The sequence below is a fragment of the Haloterrigena salifodinae genome (assembly GCF_003977755.1).
GTDB classification, from domain to species: Archaea; Halobacteriota; Halobacteria; order Halobacteriales; family Natrialbaceae; genus Haloterrigena; species Haloterrigena salifodinae.
In genome coordinates this window covers 642,523-662,111 of record NZ_RQWN01000001.1, presented here as the reverse complement: position 1 = coordinate 662,111, position 19,589 = coordinate 642,523, and the positions used below count along the sequence as shown (strand labels likewise).

The window sequence follows — 19,589 nt, the reverse complement described above, 5'->3', positions numbered from 1 at the left end:
CGTCGCTCGATCACCGCTTTTCGACGAGATTTTTCGGTCGTGCGAGTGGGGTCGCTCGAGTAGTGACGTCATCTCGAGAACGTAAAGACGATTCACTCGCTTCTCGAGGTGCTCAGGTACCTCGCGCCTCGCATGCCTCACCGCGGCCCAGCGTGCGCCACCGCACGCCAGGGTATGATCTGGGGGTGTCGGCGAAGACGCCGCTGAATCCACGAGGAGCGTCTTCGGAGCGACGGCCCGACATCGCGGACGTTTTGGTCCGGGCACGACTATCGCAGCGTAATGAACGACGAGTTACGCGAGCGCATCGAGCGCGAGGCCGAGAAGCACGCGCTGTTGAACGCTGTCAAACACGAGAGCGACGCCGACGTCGGCGCGATCATGGGGCCGTTGATGGGCGACAATCCCGACTTCCGCGAGCACGGCGACGAGATTCCGGGGATCGCCGGCGGCGTCATCGGCCAAGTCAACGACCTCTCGTACGAGGAGAAACGCGAGCGACTCGAGGACCTCGCTCCCGAGGAACTTGCCGAGATCGAGGCCGAGGACGAGGAGGACGAACACGACCTCCCCGACCTCCCGAACGCGGACGAGTACGACGAGATTCGGATGCGCGTCGCGCCCAACCCCAACGGGCCGTGGCACGTCGGCCACGCCCGGATGCCTGCCGTCATCGGCTCCTACAAGGAACGCTACGACGGTTGGTTCTGCGTCCGGTTCGACGACACCGATCCTGAGACCAAGCGGCCAGATATGGAGGCCTACGACGCCATCCTCGAGGATCTCGACTACCTCGGCTTCGAGCCCGACGCGACCTACAAGGCGAGCGACCGCCTCGAGACCTACTACGACCACGCCCGCGAACTGATCGACCTCGGTGGAGCCTACACCTGCTCGTGTTCGGGCGAGGAGTTCTCGGAGCTGAAGAACAGCGGCGAGGCCTGCCCCCACCGCCAGAAGGACGCCGAGACGGTCCGCGAGGAGTTCGAGGCCATGGTCGACGGCGAGTACAGCAGCGGCGAGATGGTCCTGCGGGTCAAGACCGACATCGAGCACAAGAATCCCGCGCTCCGCGACTGGGTCGCGTTCCGGATGATCGACACGCCCCATCCCCGCGAGGAGGCCAGCGACTACCGCTGCTGGCCGATGCTCGACTTCCAGTCGGGAGTCGACGACCACCTCCTCGAGATTAGCCACATCATCCGCGGCATCGACCTCCAGGACTCCGCGAAGCGCCAGCAGTTCGTCTACGACTACTTCGGCTGGGACTACCCCGAGGTCGTCCACTGGGGCCACGTCCAGATCGACGCCTACGACGTGAAGATGAGCACGTCGACTATCACCAAACTGATCGAGCAGGGCGAACTCGACGGCTGGGACGACCCGCGCGCGCCGACGCTCAAGAGCCTCCGGCGACGGGGCATCCGCGGCGAGGCCATCGTCGAGGCGATGGCCGGCCTCGGCACCTCCACCAGCGACGTCGACCTCGCGATGAGTTCGATCTACGCGAACAACCGCGACCTGATCGACGAGGAGACCGACCGCCGCTTCTTCGTCCGCGAGGGCAACCAACTTCCGGTCTCCGGCGATCCGCCCGCGGAAGCGAACCCGCCGCTCCATCCCAACCACGAGGAGCGCGGCGTCCGCGAGATTCCCGTCAGTGACTCCGTCATGCTCGAGCCCGAGGACGTGCCCGAGGCCGACGAGCGCATCTGGCTCAAGGGACTCGGCTGCTTCCGGTACGCCGAGGGGGCACTCGAGTACACGGCCGACGATATCGACGTGGTCCGCGAGGGCGAGGTCGACGTCGTCCACTGGGCCCCGGCGACCGAGAGCGTCGCTGTCCGGATGCGCACGCCCGACGGCGACGTTCGCGGCCATGCGGAACCCGGCGTCGGCGACCTCGAGAGCGACGAGATGGTTCAGTTCGAACGCGTCGGCTTCGCGAGAATCGACCGCCACGACGACGAGGAAGAGGAGACCGTCGTCTACTACGCGCATCCCTAATTCGGATCGCACCGATCGTCAATCGCTAGTCGATCGGCCACTGACGGCAGTGCGTCACTCCGTTTCCGTTTCCGTCTCCGACCCTACTTCCGTTCGGGTGTTCGTCTCTGACTCCGCGTTTGTGTCCGGATCCGCGTTCGTCTCCACGTCCGATTCGGTCGCCTCGGAAACTCGCTCAACCTCACTGCTTCCACACGCCGGACACGTCTCCCGTTCGCTGTGGAACCGGTTCTCGCAGTCGCGACAGCGGTAGGGGGCGCTGTCCTCGCGTGCGGCCACTGCCTCCTGTTTGAAGCGCTCGACTTTCTCGCCAAGCCGTTCGAACATGCTCATAGATGACCTACAGTCCGTAGCTAGATAAGGTGCTGTCACGGTGACTCGAATACGAACCTGCGGACCGGTGGTTCCGCTCCGGACAACGCGGGGACGGACGCGCGAACGCGGCGATCAGAACACGAAAATCGCGACGAGAAATCCGAGCAGGACCGTAACGGTCAACAGCACCTGAATCGCCGTTGACGCGAGCATTCCACCGGTCGCGTACGCCGCCGAGCGGACGCTGCCGCCGGCGTCGCCGCCCTGAACGAGCTCGACGAGGAAGACCGTCCCAAACAGCCCGGCGAGCAGTCCTAACGGGCCAGTGACGATCATCAAGACGATTGCGACGACAGTGGCGATCGTGGTGGTTGTCCACGAGGCCCCGCCCGCTCGAGCGGCGATCGAGCCGCCGAAGAACTCCGCGACCATCGTCATGACGGCGAGGAGCGCGAGGACGGCGACCGTGAGGGTCCCGGGCTCGCTGAAGCCGGAGTGCCACCAGTAGAGGGAGAGCCCGGACAGCGAGAGCAGCCCGCCGGGGACCAGCGGCGCGACCGTTCCGACGACGCCGCCGACGAGCAAGGCGACCGCGAGGATCGTGACTGCATCGACCATATGAGGATCGACGACGGGCCGAACCAAAGGCGTACGGCCTTCGGTCGTGATCCGGTCGCTTCCGACGCGACAGCGAGCGCTCGGAGATGTCTTGCCTCCGGAGGTGGGTCACCAGTATCGTTACGGTTCGGCGGTCGCATCCATCGGTATGCGCGAGACGCGCGGAGCAATCATCGTCGGCGGCTCCTCGGGCATCGGCGAGGCGCTGGCTCGAGCGCTCGCCGACGAGGGGTACGAGATCGGGCTGGCGGCCCGCCGGACGGAACGCATGCGGGCGATCGGCGCCGAACTGCCGACCAAAACCGCCGTCGCGACGATGGACGTCACCGACACCGCGGACGCCCGCGAGGGCTTCTTCGAACTCGCCGCGGCGATGCCGTCGGTCGACGTGGTCGTCATCAGCGCCGGGACCGCGGCGATGAATCCGGACCTCGAGTGGGAAGCCGAACGGAAGACGATCGACGTCAACGTCCGCGGGTTCACGGCAATCGCGACCGCGGCGATGGAGTACTTCGAGTCGACGCCCGACCACTCGAGGGCCGGAGACGGCCACCTCGTAGGCATCTCTTCCGTTGCGGCTCACTTCGGAGTCGGCGGCGTACAGGCGTACAACGCCTCGAAGGCGTACGTCTCGACGTACCTCGAGGGGCTGCGGGCGCGACAGGCCGATCGGGACGCGGACATGACGATCACGACCGTCGAACCGGGCTTCGTCGACACCGACCTCTCGATGGGCGGCTTCTGGGAGTGCTCGCCCGAGACGGCCGCCGAACAGATCGCTCGCGCGATCCGCAAGAAACGAACTCACGTCTACGTCCCACGGCGCTGGCGACTCGTCGCGTGGTTCCTGAAGGCGATGCCCGAGTCGGTGCTGCGGCGACTGCTCTCCTGACCGTTCGCAGGGAGTCTCCCGACCGTCCGCGCGAATCGTTCACCGCCACCGTAATCGGCTAAGGGACGCGGCGCGGAGAACGACTATGAAGTTCACGCCAGGACCGACAGCGGTTCCGCCGGCGGTCAGGGAGGCGATGGCCGAGGAACAGCCGAATCCGGACGTCGATCCCGCGTTCGCGGAGCGCTATCAGGCGCTCTGCGAGGACCTCGCCGACGTCTACGACACCGACCACGACGTCGTCGTCCCCGGCGGTGAGGGAATTCTGGGCCTCGAGGCGGCCATCGCCTCGCTGGTCGCGCCCGGCGACCGGGTGCTCTGTATTTCGAACGGGCTCTACGGCGACGGCTTCGCGGACTTCGTCGAATCCTACGACGGCGAGGCCGAACTCGTCTCGGCGCCCTACGACGACCCGCTCGACCTCGAGGCCATTGAGGCCGCGCTCGAGGACGCCGCAACCGACGGCGAGCCGTTCGAACTCGCGACGATGGTCCACTGCGAGACGCCGACCGGGACGCTCAACGATCTCGGCCCCGTGTTGGACCTGCTCGAGGAGTACGACGTGCCGAGCGTCGTCGACGCCGTCTCGTCGCTCGGCGGGACGCCGGTTCCGACCGATCGGATCGACGTTTGTCTCGGGGCGTCCCAGAAGTGCTTCAGCGCGCCGCCGGGACTGACCACCGCCGCGATCAGCGACCGAGCGTGGGAGCGCATGGAAGAACGCGACCCGTCCTCGCTGTACACGAACTTCCTTCCGTGGCAAGATGTCTCCAAGAACTTCCCCTACACCCACCTGAGCGCGAACGTGGCCGCCCTCGAGGAGGCAATCGACCGCCTGCTCGAGGAGGGACTCGAGGACGTCTACCAGCGCCACGAGAAAGCCGCCGAGCGCTGTCGCGAGCGCGGCGCCGAACTGGGACTCGAGGTCTATCCCGATTCCGAGCGGAGTTCGCCGACCGTGACGGCGTTTCGCCTCCCGGGCAAGGCGAAAGAGATCCAGCAGCGAGTCGCCGAGGAGGAGGATGTCGTACTGGCGACCGGGCTGGGTGGGCTGGAGGACGACATCCTCCGGTTCGGCCACATGGGGTACAACGCCGAGGTCGAAAAGGTCGAGCGAGCGATGGATGCACTTGAACGTGTCTTAGCGTAGATCGCGTAGCAGTCGACCGAACGTGACCTTCGTTCGTCGGCAATCCTAAGAATACCACGAAAGGGGCTTTCGTGGTGTACCGAATGACGCCGATAACGCGGACAGGGGTTTACTCATCGAGAAATCGATTCCGAACCTCGAGCGCCGCCTCAGACCCGTAGCGATCGACCAGCGGGCAGAACGCCCCGCCGAGCGCGCGCATACACTGGCCAGACGAGTGGTACTCGAGGCGGTCCGCGACGGGTTCACACGGTCGGCCCTGCAGGGCGCGCAGGACGAGTAGGCGTTCCTCGCGGGCGGTGAGGTCAACGTCGTCGGGATTCTCGACGAAGTACCGAACGACGAGGTCCCGGAACGGGCCGGGATCGGCGTCGAACAGGCCGGGACCGTAGGCCGCGCCGGCGACGACGCGCCAGTCGTGGGCCAAAAGGCCGAGCTCCGGGGCCGCGTTGGCGTCAACCGACCGAAGCACTGCGCGGGCGACGTCCGGCTCGAGGTCCGAGAGGGCGTCCGTACAGAGCGCGGGGAACCGGCGAGCGAACCAGTCAGCGTGGCGGTCGTGCAGTTCCCGACCGGCGTCGCTCGTCGGGGCGAGCATGAGCGCCGAGTACTCGCCGCTGGCGTCGTTGCGAGTCGTCGAGACGTGGACGGTCCGGTAACCGTTCTCGCGCCAGAACTCGAGCAGGCCGGGCGTGGCGCCGAAGCCGGTACCGAGCCAGTCTATCCCGTCGCCGTTGTCGTCCGCCTCGAGGCCGCCGTCGGTGAACTCCTCGCGAACGCGCTCGAGCAGATGCGAACCCAGCCCTCGAGAGCGGGCCGCGTGGTGGGTCGCGATACGGACCACGCGCAAGCCCGCGGGGTCGCCGGCGTCCTCGTCGCGCAATTGGCTCGTGAGGACGTCCGGGAGCATGTTCCCCCGAATCCGGCCGCCCTCGTACATCATCGCGCGCGTCTCGGGCGGGAGATTTCCCTCGCGGGCCAGCAGGGCGACGCTGACGACGTGGCCGTCTCCGCGACCGTCACCCGGCTCCCCGTCCGGGCGGTGGACCAGCGCGCGGGCCTCGAGGTTGGGCGCGTCGAGCAGCCTCGCGAGGTCGTTGGGCTCGGTACGGTAGTGTGCGAGCACGAGCAGTCCGAACGCCTCCCGCAGGAGGCGGTCGTCCGCGAGGAGGTCGTTGGGCTCGAGGCTGCGGTACGCGACGGTCTCGGGCGTCGCGTCGGCGACCAGCGGCTCGACCGGTGGCCGGGCGTCGAGCAACAGCGCGCGGAAGGCCCAGACCTCGACGGGGTCGCCGGCGGCGTACCGGATGGGCTTGACGAGCGTGCGGTCGACCACCTCGTGATCGCTCTCGGCGAGTCGCTCCCGAAAGCGAACGGAGAAACCCCGTCCCGCGCCCTCGTAGCCGTGGATCGTCGTCGCGAATGCGACCCGATCGGCCGCGAGCAGCGACTCGAGGACCGAAACCGGGAGCGCGGCGGCCTCGTCGACGATGACGATATCGGCGGGGCCGGGGTCGTCGCCGGTCGCCGATTCGATTCGCTCGACGGCCGTCGCCGGTTCGAGGTACCGAACGCGACCGCTGGAACTCGTCTCGATCGTCCGACCGTCGATCGTCGCGTCGGCCTCGAGCGTCCCCAGCAGTTCGCCGGCGCGGTCGAACAGTTCCGCCGTGTTCCGCGATCGGGGTGCGGTGACGAGCACGTCCAGTCCGTCGGCGGCGAACGCGCCTGCGGCCAGTCCCGCGGCGCTGGACTTGCCCCGCCCGCGGTCGGCCTCGAGGACGACGGCGCGTCGCTGTGCAGTCTCCACGTTCTCGGCGCCATCTTCGCGATTGTCGGCGCCCCCGAGCAGCGACTCGAACGCCTCGACGGCGTCCCGCTGGTCGCCCGTAAGACACGCCTTGTAGACGTCGGCGGGGAACCGAGCGTTCGACGGGGTCTCGAGCGAGGTTTCACCCGGGCCGTCGACTCGCTTCGGCGCCGGTTCCGTCAGCCCGTCGTCGACGATCCGTTCGGCCTCGAGGTCGACGATTCCGATCCCTCGGTGGGCCCGTAACGTCTCGACGAGTCGAGTCCTGAATCGACCGGTAACGTCGTCCAGCGAGAACGGTGGGACGGCCAGCGACCGGTCGAACGCGCCGCGGCGATCGGGCCACTCCTGGAGCGGCGGCGTCAACAGGACGAGCAGGCCGCCGCCGTCGACCGCACCGACGACTTTCCCGAGCGCGTTCGGCCGCAGCCCCTCGTGGGCGTCGAGCGCGATTGCGGTCCGCGTCGTTCCGAGGAGTTCGCTCGCGTTGGCCTGGGACAGGTGTTCGCAGCGAAGCCGGTCTTCGGGGCCGACGAGCGTGGTTTCCGTGATCGGCACGGGAAGCGTGTCGAGGATCGACTCGAGGGCGTCGTACCCCCGCTCGCGGTCGCCGGCCAGGACGAGGACGCGTCGCTCGTCAACCGCCGTCGCCTCCTCGAACAGGGCCGTCGCGCCCGTCTCGACGATCATGGGTCTCGTTGGAACGCAGCCCGTAATAGTATCCGGGATCCGTCGAGGACGGCATTCCCGGTCCGCCCGGCGGTTCGGTGGGTGGCCGAGAACCGTCGTCGTTCCGTTGCAATCAGTGCAATCGTTGACACCGAACTCGGTCGGACGCGACCGAACTGTGGTTCCGACACCGTAACCGGCAGATGGCGCCTCGATTGAGCGTCCGAAAACAGTTCCAAAATTCGTACGATCTTGTCTCAATTTATATTATCCGATTACCTTTAAGAAGTATCGTCAATGAGGCGACCATGGAGCGAAGAAAACTCCTCCTTGGTAGCGGCGTCGGACTGGCAACCGTCCTCGCGGGCTGCAGCGGCGAGGATCTCATGAGCGATGACGAGAACGAGTCCGACGAGAACGGAAACGGGAACGAAACGCCGAACGGCTCCGACGAGAACGCCGAAGACGGCGAAAACGGCAAGGACGGCAAAAACGGCGACGAGAAAGGCGGTGACAAGAACGGGAAACGAGACGTTCCCGGCCTGGACGTCGACGCGTTCGAGTCCCTGCTGGAGCAGCAGGGTATCACGGTCGAGACGCTCCACCGAAGCGGGCCGGATCTCACCCTGAAGGTGTCGGCCTCGGACCTGAACACGGACGACCTGTCGGCCTCGGCTGACAGTGCCGAACTGCGACAGCGGCTCTCGGACATCGTTAGCGCCGCGGGCGATGCAGTCACCGATCTGCAGGCATTTATTGCCGCAATCGAGACCATCACCGTGTCCGTCCTGGACGAGACCGACGGAAAGAAGAAGAAAGGAAAATCGGGCCTCACGGTGAAGGTTCGCGTCTCCTGGCTGATTGAGTTCGTTCGCAACCAGCGCTCGGAAAGAGAACTCCTCGATCAGATCACCGAAACGGCTTCCAAAGGGGCATAGCGTCGGTCGTCGACCGTTGACGTTTCGAAAGTCAATTTTCCCATAGGTAGAACGGTACGTCCACTATCGCACTCGACTGAGCAGCGACTCGAGGAGCCAAACGCGCCTACCGGTGACTCTCATCGGGGCGCTCGGTCGCAGACGCAGAAGCCGTTCCCCTCCGGATCCTCCATCACGGTCCACTCCTCGGTCTGATCGGCAAATCGCTCGCGTTTCGTCTCGACTGCGCTCGCGCCGAGTTCCTCGAGGCGTTCGACCGTAGCCGCCTTCTCTTCGGTCGCCAAATCGAGGTGAATGGGGATATCCTCGGTGGATCCCTTCGGCAGTCGCTTGAACAGGAGTGGCAGCGATCGATCGTCGGGAGCCGCGAGGAGAACGTGGTCCGGATCGTCCGTCTCGTCGGGTGGTTCAGCGGGGAGTGGGACCCGGTCGCGCTCGAGCGCCCGTTCCCAGAACGTCGCGAGTCGATCCGGTGAATTACAAGCGAAAGTAATCTTTTCTATCGAAGTCATGCCTACAGTGCATGTATTGTTAGCATATAATCACGTAAATGGAGGTCACGTCGAGGATATTTGTCGCTACCATCGGCCGCGGTCCGAACGGTCGGTCTGTCCTCGATCCGGCGATCGGACGAGCGAGAAGGACGAGCCGTCCTACTCGAGCCGGGACAGCGCGGTCTCCTTCGCGGTGTCGGCGTCCGGAAACGGCGTTTCGCAGACGCGAATTTCCGAGACCCACTTCAGGCTCTCCCAGCAATCGCGGTCGGGGTCGGTCGGAACGAGTCGGGCCGGCCCGCCGTGTTCGACCGGCAGTGGCTCCCCGTCGAGTTCGACCGCGAGCAGCGCGTCCGAGAGGGTCTCGAGCGGGAACGAACAGGCGTAGTCGTCGTCCATCGCGCGGACGAGGGCGTGCTCGGCCTCGGCCGACGGCCCGGCGCGCTCGAGGAGATCCCCGACGCGAATCCCGCGCCACGCGAGCCCGTCGGCGACCCACCCCTCGGCGCAGGCGAAGTCGTCGGTCACTGTCTCGAGGGGGAACGACTCGAGGGCCGCCGCGGAGAGGCGAAGCGATCGGTCGACAGCGCCGGTCACGCGAAGCATCCAGGCCTCGGCGTCGACCGCGTCCGGGACCGGGTGCGGTCTGAGATCTGTCACGAGAGTCGATACGCCGCCGAGCGAGAAACCTGTCGGGGCGCACATGTGCGGGACCACCTTCTCGAGCGCTCGCCGGAAACGAGCGGCTGAGATGAGCGACGAGACCGAATACGACGAGCTCCCGCTGGTCTACTCCTGTTCGGGGTGCTCGAGCGCCGCACAACTGGCGAACGATCTGGCCGTCTCCCTCGACCGGGACGGCGTCGCCGAGATGTCCTGTATCGCCGGCGTCGGCGGCGGCGTGGCGCCGCTGGTCGACACCGCGACCTCGGGCCGGCCAATCGTCGCGATCGACGGCTGCCCGCTCGAGTGTACGAAACAGTGTCTCGATCGCCACGATGTCGCGCCCGACCGCCACTACATGCTCGCGGAACACGGCGTGGCGAAGGAGTACCACACCGACTACGACGACGAGGCGGCCGAGCGATTGCGCCGCAAGCTGGCTTCGGAGATCGAGGCCCTCGCGGGAACGGCCTGAGACACCGCCCGTAGCGTACTAGTCAAAACACTATCATTACTCTGTGCGGACGCGTCGCACGGCTCCGGTCGTTTGAACACGCTTTTAAGGGGGGCAACGCTACAGACGTAGTACACCCTACGCGGGGTTGATGATGCTCCTAGCCTCACAGGACTTCCGCCGAAGCTACTTCGGCCAGGGGTGCCCAGTGCCCCGAATGGCAGGGGAGCGCGAGCCCACGTGTAGGAGAGGTGAACAACCAATGTCAGTCTACGTCAACACCGACATCCCAGCCGACCTCGCAGAGGACGCCCTCGAGGCCCTCGAGGTCGCACGAGACACCGGACGCGTAAAGAAAGGAACGAACGAAACCACGAAGGCGATCGAGCGCGGCAACGCCGAGCTCGTCTACGTCGCCGAGGACGTCTCCCCCGAAGAGATCGTCATGCACCTGCCCGACCTCGCCGAGGAGAAGGGCATCCCCGTCGTCTTCGTCGAGACTCAGGACGACGTCGGCCACGCAGCCGGCCTCGAGGTCGGCTCGGCCGCCGCAGCGATCGTCGACGCCGGCGAGGCCTCCGACGACGTCGAAGATATCGCCGACAAGGTCGAGGACCTCGACTGAGGTGATCAGAGATGAGTGCTGAAGAGGAAGAAACTGGATCCACGCCCGCCGAGGTCATCGAGATCGTCGGCAAGACCGGCATGCACGGCGAGGCCATGCAGGTCAAATGCCGTATTCAGGAGGGCGAGAACCAGGGACGTATCATCACCCGGAACTGCCTCGGGCCGGTCCGCGAAGGGGACGTACTCCAACTTCGCGAGACCGCCCGCGAGGCGGACTCCATCGGAGGACAATAACCAATGGTCGAGAAACGAACGTGCGACTACACGGGCGAAGAGATCGAGCCCGGCACGGGCATCATGTACGTCAAGAACGACGGCAGCGTGCTCCACTTCGTCGACTCGAAGGCCGAGAAGAACTACAAGCTCGGTCGCGAACCTCGCGATCTCGAGTGGACCGAGGAAGGCCGCCGCGGCAAGGGCCCCACCCAGGCCGAGACGGTCGCCGACGAGGACGCCGACCAGACCGAGCAGGTCGAAGCCGGCGAAGACGAGGATCTCGAGACCGAAGCGGACGCCGTCGACGAAGATGAAGACGACGTGTCCGCCGGCGACGAAGCGGTCGACGAGACCGAGGAAGCCGAGGCCGAGGAGAGTGAGGCCTAATGAGTGACCGCGAGCGAACCTTCGTGATGGTCAAGCCCGACGCCTTCGCGCGTGGGCTCGTGGGCGAAGTCGTCTCCCGACTCGAGGACCGCGGGCTCAAGCTCGTCGGGATCAAGGTCGAGAACATGCCCCGCGAACGGGCCGAAGAACACTACGGTGAACACGAGGACAAACCGTTCTACGACGACCTCGTGGACTTCATCACCTCGGGACCGGTCGTCCCGATGGTCTGGGAGGGCCAGGACGCGACGCGTCAGGTCCGCCAGATGATCGGTGAGACCGACCCCCTCGAGGCCGAACCCGGAACGATCCGGGGCGACTACGCGCTCGATCTCGGTCGGAACGTCGTCCACGCTGCCGACCACGAGGACGAGGGCGCCAACGAACGCGAGATCGCGATCCACTTCGACGACGACGAGCTGATCGACTACGATCAGCACGACGCCGAGTGGCTCTACGAGTAACGCGATCACCGCGATCGTCCGTTCGTCGTTTTCATCGAGAGTTTCTCATTTCGAGCTTCGGCTGAACTCGCTCGAGCGCCCCTGTATCGCCGTTTTACCGCCGATATGACTCAGGCCCGAGTACATGTATTTTTCTAGGTAGACGTAACATCTAATGTGACGGCTGCAGTAGAGGCTGGTGGTGGTTTCGAATGGTAACACACGGTAGGTGGTTCGTGGATGCGTGAAACAGAGGGAGAGTCGACGGAGCTCATGGCTCAGGTGACGCCGTCGCTGGATCTCATCTTTGAACTACTTTCGAACCGTCGTCGCCGATACACGTTGTACCATCTCTACGACCAGCCCGACGGCGTCGCGACGATGGACGAACTGACGGATGCCGTCGTCACGCACCAGTATCTCGAGTCGAACGCGGACCGCGAGACGGACGACCGGACCGACGCCGACGCTGACGGCGCTCTCGAGGGCCGTCGCCAACAGGTTCGCATGGACCTCCAGCATACGCACCTGCCGAAACTCGAGGATGCGGGCGTTCTCGAACACGACCATCGCAGCGAGATGGTCCGCTACTGGAACCAGCCGTCCCTCGAGGAGTGGCTCGAGCACGCCCGTCACAAGGAACTCGTCTGAGGGACTGACGACAGCCGGACGAGGGGCGACGAACTGGGGAGTGCGCGCCTCGATAGCTCGGCGTTTGGTGTTCAAATCGCGAGCGGGCATCGGGTTGTGCTCCGTGGTAGCATTTCTTTCCTCAAAGCTTAACACGCGAGATGCAGATACAAACTGTAGGTGAGCGCCAATGACTGACCACGAACTTCCACCACTTCCGTACGACTACGACGCGCTTGAACCGGCACTTTCCGAGCAGGTCCTGACCTGGCACCACGACACCCACCACCAGGGCTACGTGAACGGCCTGAACTCGGCCGAGGAAACCCTCGAGGAGAACCGCGAATCGGGCGACTACAGTTCGACGCCCGGGGCGCTCAAGGACGTCACCCACAACGGCTGTGGCCACTATCTCCACACGCTGTTCTGGGAGAACATGTCCCCCAACGGCGGCGGCGAGCCCGAGGGCGACCTCGCCGACCGCATCGAGGAGGACTTCGGCTCCTACGAGGGCTGGAAGGGCGAGTTCCAGAAGGCCGCCGGCGCCGCCGGTGGCTGGGCGCTGCTCGTCTACGACCCGGTCGCCAAGCAGCTGCGCAACATCGCGGTCGACAAGCACGACCAGGGCGCGCTCTGGGGCGCCCATCCCGTGCTCGCGCTGGACGTCTGGGAACACTCCTACTACTACGACTACGGTCCGGACCGTGGCGAGTTCATCGACGCCTTCTTCGATGTCGTCAACTGGGAGAAGGCCGAAGAAGAGTACCAGACCTGCCTCAATCACTTCGAGTAAGTCGCCGGCCGCGATAGCGACGAGCCAGTCAATCCCGACTTTTTATCGCAGCACGGTCCACCGATAGCGGCGCGACTGTGACTGTCAGTCGAGGAGCGGATAGTGCGGGGACCGCAATTACGACTCGTCCTCGAGGCCGGCCGCTCGAAGGTACTCCTCGAGGAGCGTCGGGAACTGCCCGCCGCGAACGTACCGAAGACCGAACTCGTCGGCCCAGGAGATGATGCCCCGATCCTCGGTGACCACGCCGGCGTCGAGTTCGCGGGCGAGGATCAGCAGGTCGAAGTCCTCGCGAGAGTCGAGCACGCCCTGTCGGAGCGCCCCTCGGTACTTATCGCGCATGTTCGAGAGGATCCGATCGGCGTCGGTCATGTACTCCTCGCGCCCGTCGTCGGTCGGATCGCTCGCGAGCGCGTCGGGATCGAGCTGTTCGACCTCGCGGATCGCCTGTTCGGAGACGCGGAGGCCGCGGTCGACCCGATCGCTCATCTCGTCGATGAAGTTGTAGACGATGTTGGCCGGAATCGTCACGCCGTACCGATCGGGGCTCTTGCGGACGACCCACGTGTCGAGCCGCGAGAATACTGTTTCGTCGACGTCGCGCTCGCGTAACATCGTCGCGAGTTCGTCGTGGATCGACGGCGGCACGTAACAGGAGATGTTGAGCTCGAGTCGCGCGGTCGCGATGAGGTCGAACAGGCGGATGACGGCCGACTCGAGCGATTCGTCGCCCCGACGGATCTCCTCGGTGATGAACAGCGACGTGTCGAGAACGAACCGTTGGCGCGGCAGTTCGCCAGACATAGTCGACAGTTCGACGGTGCGCTACAAAGGTCTCCCCCCACGTTCGATCGATCGAACGCGGTCGGACGGCCTGCGGATCGGCGTCCGCTGGCCGACCGGGTGTTTTTCACGAGGTATGGTGACAAACAACGCATGGATCGTGACGAGTACCTCGAGCGGCTCGGGGCGACCGCGGAGACGCCCGAGGACCTCTTCGAGCACGTCGAGGAACGGTCGACGGCAGGACGGACCCACCACGTCCTCACGGCCGCTCGCCACGGGGTCGAGCGAGGGACGGTCATCGTCGAGGAGACGGAGGCCATCGTTCGCGGCTATCCGAGCATCCCTCGGATTCTCGTTCTCGACCCCGGAGTTCCGTCGTTTTTCGAAGACGGTGAGACCGTCGTCATCGAGGAGAAACTCGACGGCTTCAACGTTCGCATCGCGGCCGTCGACGGCGAGCCCCTCGCCTTCACCAGAAGCGGCTACGTCTGTCCGTACACGACGGGGCGGGCCCGCGATTGCCTCCCGCTCGAGGAGTTCTTCGCGACCCACCCAGAGAAGACCCTCTGCGCCGAACTTGTCGGCCCAGAGACGCCCTACTCGACCCACGACTACGAGGGGATCGACACCCACGAGTTCCTGGTCTTCGACGTCCGCGATCGCGAGACCGGGACGCCGCTCGCCGTCGACGGCCGGCGACGGCTCTGCGAGGAGTACGGGTTCACCCAGCCGAGACTCTTCGGACGGGCGGCGCCCGCCGACGCCGTTGGACCGACTCGAGCGGCGATCGAGGAACTCGACGCGGCTGGCCGGGAAGGGGTCGTCCTGAAGTCGGCGGACGGGGAGCGCTTGGTCAAGTACACGACGGAGACGCAACACCACGAGGAACTCGCCTACGCGTTCTCGCTGCCCTTCGATCACGGCCGCGACTTCGTCTTTTCGCGGATCGTCCGGGACGCGTTTCAGGCGGCCGAGTCCGACGCGGACGACGACCGACTCGAGGAACGGGCCCACGACCTCGGCGAGTCGATCCTCCGGCCGATGGTCTCAGCCATTCGGGCCGTCGAAGCCGGCGAGACGATCGGCGAGCGACACACGGTCAGGGGCGATCCGGAGACGATCGGCGCGCTCCTCGACCACCTGCACGACCAGTCGCTGACGGTCGACCTCGAGTCGGACCGCCGCGCGGACGGCGAGCGCGTCGTCGAGTTCGTGAAGGTGGCCGAGTCGAGCCGGGATCGGATCCGGTACTACCTGGGCGGTGGCACGCGGGACGAATGAGGGCAGTGCTCGCGTTCGGACCGCTCGCCGACTCGGCGAGCGGCTCAGGGTTGAGACGGGTCAGACCTAAGCGGTGACTGGGTCGATTCGATCTCGGCGTCCGCGGGAGTCGCGTCGCCGGCTGGTTCGACGCCGCGGAACTCGAACCTGGCACCGCCGGCGTCGCTCTCCGCGACGGCACTGGTCCAGTCGTGAGCCGTCGCGATCTCGGCGACGATCGCAAGTCCGAACCCGGTTCCGTCCTCGTCGGTCGTGTAGCCGCCCTTGAAGACCTGACCACGCTGGGACGACGGGATTCCGACACCGTCGTCCGCGACGTAAAACCCCGCGCCGGCTCGGTCGCGGGCGTCGCCGAGCGTTCCTACCGCGACCTCGAGGCCGGCGCCGTCCGCGCGCTCGGCACCGTGCTCGAGGGAATTGCGAAACAGGTTCTCGAGCAGTCGCTGCAACCTGTCGAGATCGGCCAGTATCGGCGCGCTCGAGTCGATCGCGAGAGTCGCGTCGCCGGTATCGACGCTCGCCCACGCGCGGTCCGCGAGCGTCGCGAGGTCGACGGGTTCGGCATCCGTTACATCCCGTCCCTCGCGGGCGAGCGCGAGGACGTCCTCGATGATCGTCTCCATCCGCTCGTGGGACCGCTCGACCTCGTCGAGGTGCGAGTCCGGATCGTCGGCCTCGCGGGCCAGTTGTAAGTGGCCGCCGGCGACCGTCAGCGGATTGCGGAGGTCGTGAGAAACGATGTTCGCGAACTCCGCTAAGCGCTCGTTTTGTCGCTCGAGTCGCGCCTCGCGGCGTTTCCGGTCGGTGATCTCGCGAGCGACGAACAGCCAGCCGGCGTGGCGATCGCGGCCGTCCTCGATGGGCGTCGTTCGCACGAGGTAGTAGTCGTCGCCGACCGCGAGTTCGCGTTCCGTGGGGTCGCGAGTCGCGGTCAGCGCGCGGACCTCCTCGCGCAACGCGGGCCGGTCGGCGAGCAGGGAGTCGACGCTGGTCCCGATCGGCGAGCCGTCGACGCACGCGAGCAGGCGCTGACCGACGGGATTGGCGTCGATCAGTCGGTCCTCGTCGTCGACGACGAAGACCGCGTCGGTGACGGTGTCGAGCACCCGATCGCGAGCGATCGGGAGGACGTCGACCAGTTGGTAGCGAAGGATCGCGACCGCGTACAGGATCCCAGCGGCGGCGAACCCGATCGGCGTCGTATCGACCTCGATCGATCCGAAGACGTAGGCGGCGTTCCCGAGCCAGGCCGCGAGCGCGCCGGCGAGCAGCGCCGCGCTCTGCCCGCGATACAGCGACCGCGAGCGAACCAAAAACTCGACGATCAGCGCCGTCACGACGGCGAGGACGGCGTAGGAGTACGCCGTGTGGATCCAGAACGCGGGCCCCCACACGACCGTTCCGTCGCTCAGGGCGTAGAAGAGGTTTCCCGGATTCGCGATCACGGTGAAGACGACCAGCACCGGTTCGATCGACAGCGCGGCCAGAATCGGCGGTCTGATCAGTTCCTCTCGACCGGTGTACTCGAGCGTGAAGACGAGCAGCGCCATCGTTCCGCCCCCCACGCCGAGGAACAGGAGTGCAAGGAATGCGAGGGCGAGGGGGCCCGGATCGATCCGCATGAGAGCAAGCCCACAGACGGTCCACAGTCCTGACCCGAGGACGGTCCCGAGCAGCGGCCGCGCGCCGGGCCGATCGCGATGGCGCCACAACACGCCGGCGAGGGCGACACTGTTGAGGGCCGCGATCGCGTATATCGCCTGTACGATCGGGCTTCCGGGGGCCGCGGACATCGTCATCACTCGAGCGTCGAGTACGTAAAGTGCACTGGCCGTTTGATCGGCAGCTGGACTGGCGTCGGGCGGCGGTTGACCACCGCGACTCGAACCCGGTCAGTCAACGGTCGGGGCGGCCGCGCCCCGGTCGTCGATCTCGATCCCAGTGAACTCGAATCGAGCGGCAGTTGTACTCGGAACCGGAACCGAAACTGAGTGCCGGGATCGGTGCGGTCTTGTGGCGCGCGCGTCTACGGTCGCCTATGCCCGTTCCAAAGGACGAGTTCGAGAGTCTCCCGCCCTGTGACTTCTACACGCCCGACGAGTTGCTCGAGGACGACCAGATGTACACCGTCTACGAGATCGCCCGCCTCCTGCAGGGGATCGAGGCCGACGCCGAGATCGACGAAGGTACCGAGAGCGTCCTGCTGGACTGGGCGATCCCCTGGGTGATGACCAACGCGGACGATCTCGTGGTCGCCGAGCCGCGATCCGACGATGAACCCGGCTACTACGGCCTGAAAGAATGATCCTCCTCGTGGTCGGTGCCGATCGCGTCGACGCCGGCAAGACCACGTTCTCGGTCGGCCTGCTCGAGCGCACCGGCGCGGTCGGCTACAAGCCCCGCGCCGGCAACGACTACTGGTTCGACCACGACGACTGCCGGACGGCGCTGGCTGACGACCGCCTCTACGGCAAGGACGCGAAGCGCCTCGCGGCCGCGGAGGGACGCGACCGCGACCCGGAAGCGCTCAACCCCGTCCACCGCCTCTGGCGACCCACGCCGGACGAGGGGACCGGACTCCTGGGGAAGTCCGATCGCGAGTTCCTCGTCGACCGCGTCGGCCGCCCGGGCGACGACGACAGTCCGACGTTCGTGCGCAACGCGACCGCGGATATTCCGGACGCGGTCGCCGAGGCGCTCCCGCTCGAGGACGCCGTCGCCGTCGAGACCGTCGCGGAATTCAACGAGATCGCCGAGCGGCGGTACGTCCCCGCATTCGAGGGGCTAGCCGCCGAGATCGAATCGACGGAGGTCGCGGTCGTCGAGTCCTACAGCGATATTGCGCAACCGCTCCAGTCGCTCGATCCCGCGGCGATCAGCGCCGTCGCGGCCGTCGAACCCGGCCGCGTCCGGATCTACCCAAGTGACCGCTACTGCCGGGCCTGCGAGATCGCCAGTTCGAGCCCGAAAGACGGCGCTCTCGAGAAGCGCGTCCCCGACGTGCTCGAGTACCTCGATCCGATCGACCGAATTCGCCTGCCGCCGCTCGGGAGCGACGAGCGGGCGGCGCCGGCGCGGATCGCTCGCGCGTATTCCGACGCCTACGACGCGCTGCTCGAGGCGGCTCGAGCGGTCTGACGAGGGGTCGGAGCGAACGTCGCGCTCGGCTGCCGGCGATCGACCTTTGGTACCGTCCGAGTCGAAAATGTCAACCTCATTCGAGCTGGTTTTCCGCTCGCGACGTCGCTCGAGGACGGTTCAGGCGGCAGCCGTTGCCGGAATAGCCGATCAGAGGGATTAAGACCACTCAGTGGAACCACCGTGTAATGAAACGACGCGCGTTGCTCGGTGCGATCGGAAGCGGATCGGCGCTCGGCGTCGCCGGCTGTCTGACGCGGGACGACGGCGGCGACGAGGAGGGCGACGGAACGCTCACCGTCGTCACGTACGAGTCGATGATCGATACGGAGGACTCCGCCGGCCCGTGGCTCAAGGAGCGCTTCGAGGACGAGTTCGACGCCGAACTCGAGTGGAAGCAACTGCCCGACGGCGGGATCAACCACTACGTCCAGCGCGCCGATCGAGACGCCGGGATCGACGCCGACGTCTACCTGGGGCTGAACGTGGACGATCTGGTGCGCGTCGACGACCAACTCGATGACGGCGCTCTCTTTCGCGAACTCGACCGCGATCGACTCGAGCGCGCCGACCGCGTCCGCGACGAGTTCGCGCTGGGGGATCCCCACGGCCGCACGCTCACCTACGACATGGGCTACATCAGCCTCGTTTACGACGAAACCGAGGTCGCGGAACCCGCGTCGCTCGAGGATCTGACCGAACCCGAATACGAGAACACGCTGCTGGCCCAGAACGCCCAGAAAGCCGATTCGGGACAGGCGTTCCTGCTGTGGACGATCGACGCCTTCGGCGAGGACGGGTACCTCGACTACTGGCAGCGACTCGAGGACAACGGGGTTCGCGTCCTCGACGGCTGGAGCGAGTCCTACTCGGGCGCGTACATGGAGGGCGAGCGATCGATGGTCGTCTCCTACTCGACCGACCAGGTGTACGCCAACCGGTTCGACTACGACTTCTCGCGCCACCAGGTCGCCTTCCCGGACGACCAGGGCTACGCCAACCCCGAGGGGATGGCGATCTTCGAGGGCGCCGGCGACGTCGACCTCGCCTACGACTTCTTCGACTTCGTCCTCTCGAGTGAAGCCCAGGCCGAGATCGCTACCCGAAACGTCCAGTACCCGGCCGTCGCGGACGAGCACGTCGACCTCGACGAGGAGTTCGACGAGTACGCGCACACGCCGGAGGAGATGGTCTCGTTCGGCTACGACGATCTCCGGGGCAACCTCGACGGCTGGGTCGAGGACTGGGCCCAGGAGTTCGCCGGCCAGTAACGGGTCA

Annotated in this window: 22 protein-coding genes; 15 read left to right on the top strand and 7 right to left on the bottom strand. The window is 66.1% G+C overall.

Annotation, left to right across the window (positions count from 1 at the left end; all coding sequences use genetic code 11):
* The first annotated feature begins 282 nt into the window (after nucleotides 1-282).
* The gene (locus EH209_RS03375; RefSeq protein WP_126661545.1) at nucleotides 283-2,007 is read left to right on the top strand and encodes a glutamate--tRNA ligase; all 1,725 of its coding nucleotides are present in this window, start codon (nucleotides 283-285) and stop codon (nucleotides 2,005-2,007) included.
* Between the two features lie 54 nt (nucleotides 2,008-2,061).
* Here EH209_RS03375 and EH209_RS03370 read toward each other — a convergent pair whose 3' ends face one another.
* Both EH209_RS03370 and EH209_RS03365 read right to left on the bottom strand, forming a co-directional pair.
* Nucleotides 2,062-2,340, bottom strand: a complete 279-nt coding sequence (locus tag EH209_RS03370) for an FmdB family zinc ribbon protein (protein ID WP_126661544.1) — start codon at nucleotides 2,338-2,340, stop codon at nucleotides 2,062-2,064.
* 114 nt (nucleotides 2,341-2,454) lie between these two features.
* Entirely contained in the window at nucleotides 2,455-2,940 is a 486-nt protein-coding gene (locus EH209_RS03365; protein ID WP_126661543.1) for a DUF456 domain-containing protein, read from the bottom strand.
* A 148-nt stretch (nucleotides 2,941-3,088) separates the two neighbouring features.
* On the opposite strand from EH209_RS03365, the gene EH209_RS03360 reads away from it, so the two are divergent.
* Together EH209_RS03360 and EH209_RS03355 are read left to right on the top strand one after the other, a co-directional pair.
* Nucleotides 3,089-3,832 (top strand): SDR family NAD(P)-dependent oxidoreductase, encoded by a 744-nt coding sequence (locus tag EH209_RS03360; protein WP_126661542.1) that lies wholly within the window; start codon nucleotides 3,089-3,091, stop codon nucleotides 3,830-3,832.
* A gap of 85 nt (nucleotides 3,833-3,917) precedes the next feature.
* Entirely contained in the window at nucleotides 3,918-4,982 is a 1,065-nt protein-coding gene (locus EH209_RS03355; protein WP_126661541.1) for a pyridoxal-phosphate-dependent aminotransferase family protein, read from the top strand.
* Between the two features lie 109 nt (nucleotides 4,983-5,091).
* Here EH209_RS03355 and tmcA read toward each other — a convergent pair whose 3' ends face one another.
* Complete coding sequence (gene tmcA / locus EH209_RS03350; RefSeq protein WP_126661540.1) at nucleotides 5,092-7,482, bottom strand: tRNA(Met) cytidine acetyltransferase TmcA; 2,391 nt, start codon at nucleotides 7,480-7,482, stop codon at nucleotides 5,092-5,094.
* A 287-nt stretch (nucleotides 7,483-7,769) separates the two neighbouring features.
* On the opposite strand from tmcA, the gene EH209_RS03345 reads away from it, so the two are divergent.
* Nucleotides 7,770-8,399 carry a hypothetical protein gene (locus EH209_RS03345; RefSeq protein ID WP_126661539.1) on the top strand — a complete coding sequence of 210 codons (630 nt, stop codon included), beginning with the start codon at nucleotides 7,770-7,772 and terminating at the stop codon, nucleotides 8,397-8,399.
* A 119-nt stretch (nucleotides 8,400-8,518) separates the two neighbouring features.
* Here the strand turns inward: EH209_RS03345 and EH209_RS03340 are convergent, their stop codons facing one another.
* Together EH209_RS03340 and EH209_RS03335 are read right to left on the bottom strand one after the other, a co-directional pair.
* A complete protein-coding gene (locus EH209_RS03340) occupies nucleotides 8,519-8,911 on the bottom strand; it encodes a VOC family protein (RefSeq protein ID WP_126661538.1) in 393 nt (130 codons plus the stop codon).
* 141 nt (nucleotides 8,912-9,052) lie between these two features.
* A complete protein-coding gene (locus tag EH209_RS03335; protein ID WP_126661537.1) occupies nucleotides 9,053-9,598 on the bottom strand; it encodes a molybdopterin-dependent oxidoreductase in 546 nt (181 codons plus the stop codon).
* Nucleotides 9,599-9,644: 46 nt separating this feature from the next.
* Between EH209_RS03335 and EH209_RS03330 the strand changes: the two genes are divergently transcribed.
* The 7 genes from EH209_RS03330 to sod all read left to right on the top strand — a co-directional run bounded on the left by EH209_RS03330 (nucleotide 9,645) and on the right by sod (nucleotide 13,106).
* Nucleotides 9,645-10,031, top strand: coding sequence for a putative zinc-binding protein (locus tag EH209_RS03330; RefSeq protein ID WP_126661536.1), 387 nt, complete (start codon nucleotides 9,645-9,647; stop codon nucleotides 10,029-10,031).
* Between the two features lie 241 nt (nucleotides 10,032-10,272).
* Nucleotides 10,273-10,635 carry a 50S ribosomal protein L7Ae gene (gene rpl7ae, locus EH209_RS03325; RefSeq protein WP_126661535.1) on the top strand — a complete coding sequence of 121 codons (363 nt, stop codon included), beginning with the start codon at nucleotides 10,273-10,275 and terminating at the stop codon, nucleotides 10,633-10,635.
* A gap of 11 nt (nucleotides 10,636-10,646) precedes the next feature.
* Complete coding sequence (locus tag EH209_RS03320; protein ID WP_008894573.1) at nucleotides 10,647-10,871, top strand: 30S ribosomal protein S28e; 225 nt, start codon at nucleotides 10,647-10,649, stop codon at nucleotides 10,869-10,871.
* A 3-nt stretch (nucleotides 10,872-10,874) separates the two neighbouring features.
* The gene (locus EH209_RS03315; RefSeq protein WP_126661534.1) at nucleotides 10,875-11,240 is read left to right on the top strand and encodes a 50S ribosomal protein L24e; all 366 of its coding nucleotides are present in this window, start codon (nucleotides 10,875-10,877) and stop codon (nucleotides 11,238-11,240) included.
* Nucleotides 11,240-11,704: a nucleoside-diphosphate kinase gene (gene ndk, locus EH209_RS03310; protein ID WP_008894575.1), complete on the top strand. Its 465-nt coding sequence runs from the start codon at nucleotides 11,240-11,242 to the stop codon at nucleotides 11,702-11,704. The genes EH209_RS03315 and ndk overlap by 1 nt, the downstream gene beginning before the upstream one ends.
* Nucleotides 11,705-11,923: 219 nt before the next feature.
* Nucleotides 11,924-12,334, top strand: coding sequence for a DUF7344 domain-containing protein (locus EH209_RS03305; protein WP_126661533.1), 411 nt, complete (start codon nucleotides 11,924-11,926; stop codon nucleotides 12,332-12,334).
* A gap of 169 nt (nucleotides 12,335-12,503) precedes the next feature.
* Nucleotides 12,504-13,106 carry a superoxide dismutase gene (sod, locus tag EH209_RS03300; RefSeq protein ID WP_126661532.1) on the top strand — a complete coding sequence of 201 codons (603 nt, stop codon included), beginning with the start codon at nucleotides 12,504-12,506 and terminating at the stop codon, nucleotides 13,104-13,106.
* Between the two features lie 117 nt (nucleotides 13,107-13,223).
* Here the strand turns inward: sod and EH209_RS03295 are convergent, their stop codons facing one another.
* Entirely contained in the window at nucleotides 13,224-13,910 is a 687-nt protein-coding gene (locus EH209_RS03295; protein ID WP_126661531.1) for an RNA ligase partner protein, read from the bottom strand.
* A 132-nt stretch (nucleotides 13,911-14,042) separates the two neighbouring features.
* Between EH209_RS03295 and EH209_RS03290 the strand changes: the two genes are divergently transcribed.
* Nucleotides 14,043-15,173: an RNA ligase gene (locus tag EH209_RS03290; RefSeq protein WP_126661530.1), complete on the top strand. Its 1,131-nt coding sequence runs from the start codon at nucleotides 14,043-14,045 to the stop codon at nucleotides 15,171-15,173.
* 44 nt (nucleotides 15,174-15,217) lie between these two features.
* Here the strand turns inward: EH209_RS03290 and EH209_RS03285 are convergent, their stop codons facing one another.
* Nucleotides 15,218-16,966: a histidine kinase N-terminal 7TM domain-containing protein gene (locus EH209_RS03285; protein WP_126661529.1), complete on the bottom strand. Its 1,749-nt coding sequence runs from the start codon at nucleotides 16,964-16,966 to the stop codon at nucleotides 15,218-15,220.
* 245 nt (nucleotides 16,967-17,211) lie between these two features.
* Here EH209_RS03285 and EH209_RS03280 point away from each other — a divergent pair, with 245 nt between their 5' ends.
* From EH209_RS03280 to EH209_RS03270, 3 genes are all read left to right on the top strand, one after another.
* Nucleotides 17,212-17,478, top strand: a complete 267-nt coding sequence (locus EH209_RS03280) for a DUF5827 family protein (RefSeq protein WP_126661528.1) — start codon at nucleotides 17,212-17,214, stop codon at nucleotides 17,476-17,478.
* A complete protein-coding gene (locus EH209_RS03275) occupies nucleotides 17,475-18,311 on the top strand; it encodes an ATPase (RefSeq protein ID WP_126661527.1) in 837 nt (278 codons plus the stop codon). The genes EH209_RS03280 and EH209_RS03275 overlap by 4 nt, the downstream gene beginning before the upstream one ends.
* Before the next feature lie 188 nt (nucleotides 18,312-18,499).
* Nucleotides 18,500-19,582: a thiamine ABC transporter substrate-binding protein gene (locus EH209_RS03270; protein WP_126661526.1), complete on the top strand. Its 1,083-nt coding sequence runs from the start codon at nucleotides 18,500-18,502 to the stop codon at nucleotides 19,580-19,582.
* Nucleotides 19,583-19,589 lie beyond the last annotated feature (7 nt).

What these genes read in the sequence shown, in the direction of transcription:
- EH209_RS03375 (WP_126661545.1), top strand. Translation starts at nt 283, where the DNA reads ATGAACGACGAGTTACGCGAGCGCATCGAGCGCGAGGCCGAGAAGCAC.
- EH209_RS03370 (WP_126661544.1), bottom strand. Translation starts at nt 2,340, where the DNA reads ATGAGCATGTTCGAACGGCTTGGCGAGAAAGTCGAGCGCTTCAAACAG.
- EH209_RS03365 (WP_126661543.1), bottom strand. Translation starts at nt 2,940, where the DNA reads ATGGTCGATGCAGTCACGATCCTCGCGGTCGCCTTGCTCGTCGGCGGC.
- EH209_RS03360 (WP_126661542.1), top strand. Translation starts at nt 3,089, where the DNA reads ATGCGCGAGACGCGCGGAGCAATCATCGTCGGCGGCTCCTCGGGCATC.
- EH209_RS03355 (WP_126661541.1), top strand. Translation starts at nt 3,918, where the DNA reads ATGAAGTTCACGCCAGGACCGACAGCGGTTCCGCCGGCGGTCAGGGAG.
- tmcA (WP_126661540.1), bottom strand. Translation starts at nt 7,482, where the DNA reads ATGATCGTCGAGACGGGCGCGACGGCCCTGTTCGAGGAGGCGACGGCG.
- EH209_RS03345 (WP_126661539.1), top strand. Translation starts at nt 7,770, where the DNA reads ATGGAGCGAAGAAAACTCCTCCTTGGTAGCGGCGTCGGACTGGCAACC.
- EH209_RS03340 (WP_126661538.1), bottom strand. Translation starts at nt 8,911, where the DNA reads ATGACTTCGATAGAAAAGATTACTTTCGCTTGTAATTCACCGGATCGA.
- EH209_RS03335 (WP_126661537.1), bottom strand. Translation starts at nt 9,598, where the DNA reads ATGTGCGCCCCGACAGGTTTCTCGCTCGGCGGCGTATCGACTCTCGTG.
- EH209_RS03330 (WP_126661536.1), top strand. Translation starts at nt 9,645, where the DNA reads ATGAGCGACGAGACCGAATACGACGAGCTCCCGCTGGTCTACTCCTGT.
- rpl7ae (WP_126661535.1), top strand. Translation starts at nt 10,273, where the DNA reads ATGTCAGTCTACGTCAACACCGACATCCCAGCCGACCTCGCAGAGGAC.
- EH209_RS03320 (WP_008894573.1), top strand. Translation starts at nt 10,647, where the DNA reads ATGAGTGCTGAAGAGGAAGAAACTGGATCCACGCCCGCCGAGGTCATC.
- EH209_RS03315 (WP_126661534.1), top strand. Translation starts at nt 10,875, where the DNA reads ATGGTCGAGAAACGAACGTGCGACTACACGGGCGAAGAGATCGAGCCC.
- ndk (WP_008894575.1), top strand. Translation starts at nt 11,240, where the DNA reads ATGAGTGACCGCGAGCGAACCTTCGTGATGGTCAAGCCCGACGCCTTC.
- EH209_RS03305 (WP_126661533.1), top strand. Translation starts at nt 11,924, where the DNA reads ATGCGTGAAACAGAGGGAGAGTCGACGGAGCTCATGGCTCAGGTGACG.
- sod (WP_126661532.1), top strand. Translation starts at nt 12,504, where the DNA reads ATGACTGACCACGAACTTCCACCACTTCCGTACGACTACGACGCGCTT.
- EH209_RS03295 (WP_126661531.1), bottom strand. Translation starts at nt 13,910, where the DNA reads ATGTCTGGCGAACTGCCGCGCCAACGGTTCGTTCTCGACACGTCGCTG.
- EH209_RS03290 (WP_126661530.1), top strand. Translation starts at nt 14,043, where the DNA reads ATGGATCGTGACGAGTACCTCGAGCGGCTCGGGGCGACCGCGGAGACG.
- EH209_RS03285 (WP_126661529.1), bottom strand. Translation starts at nt 16,966, where the DNA reads ATGTCCGCGGCCCCCGGAAGCCCGATCGTACAGGCGATATACGCGATC.
- EH209_RS03280 (WP_126661528.1), top strand. Translation starts at nt 17,212, where the DNA reads ATGCCCGTTCCAAAGGACGAGTTCGAGAGTCTCCCGCCCTGTGACTTC.
- EH209_RS03275 (WP_126661527.1), top strand. Translation starts at nt 17,475, where the DNA reads ATGATCCTCCTCGTGGTCGGTGCCGATCGCGTCGACGCCGGCAAGACC.
- EH209_RS03270 (WP_126661526.1), top strand. Translation starts at nt 18,500, where the DNA reads ATGAAACGACGCGCGTTGCTCGGTGCGATCGGAAGCGGATCGGCGCTC.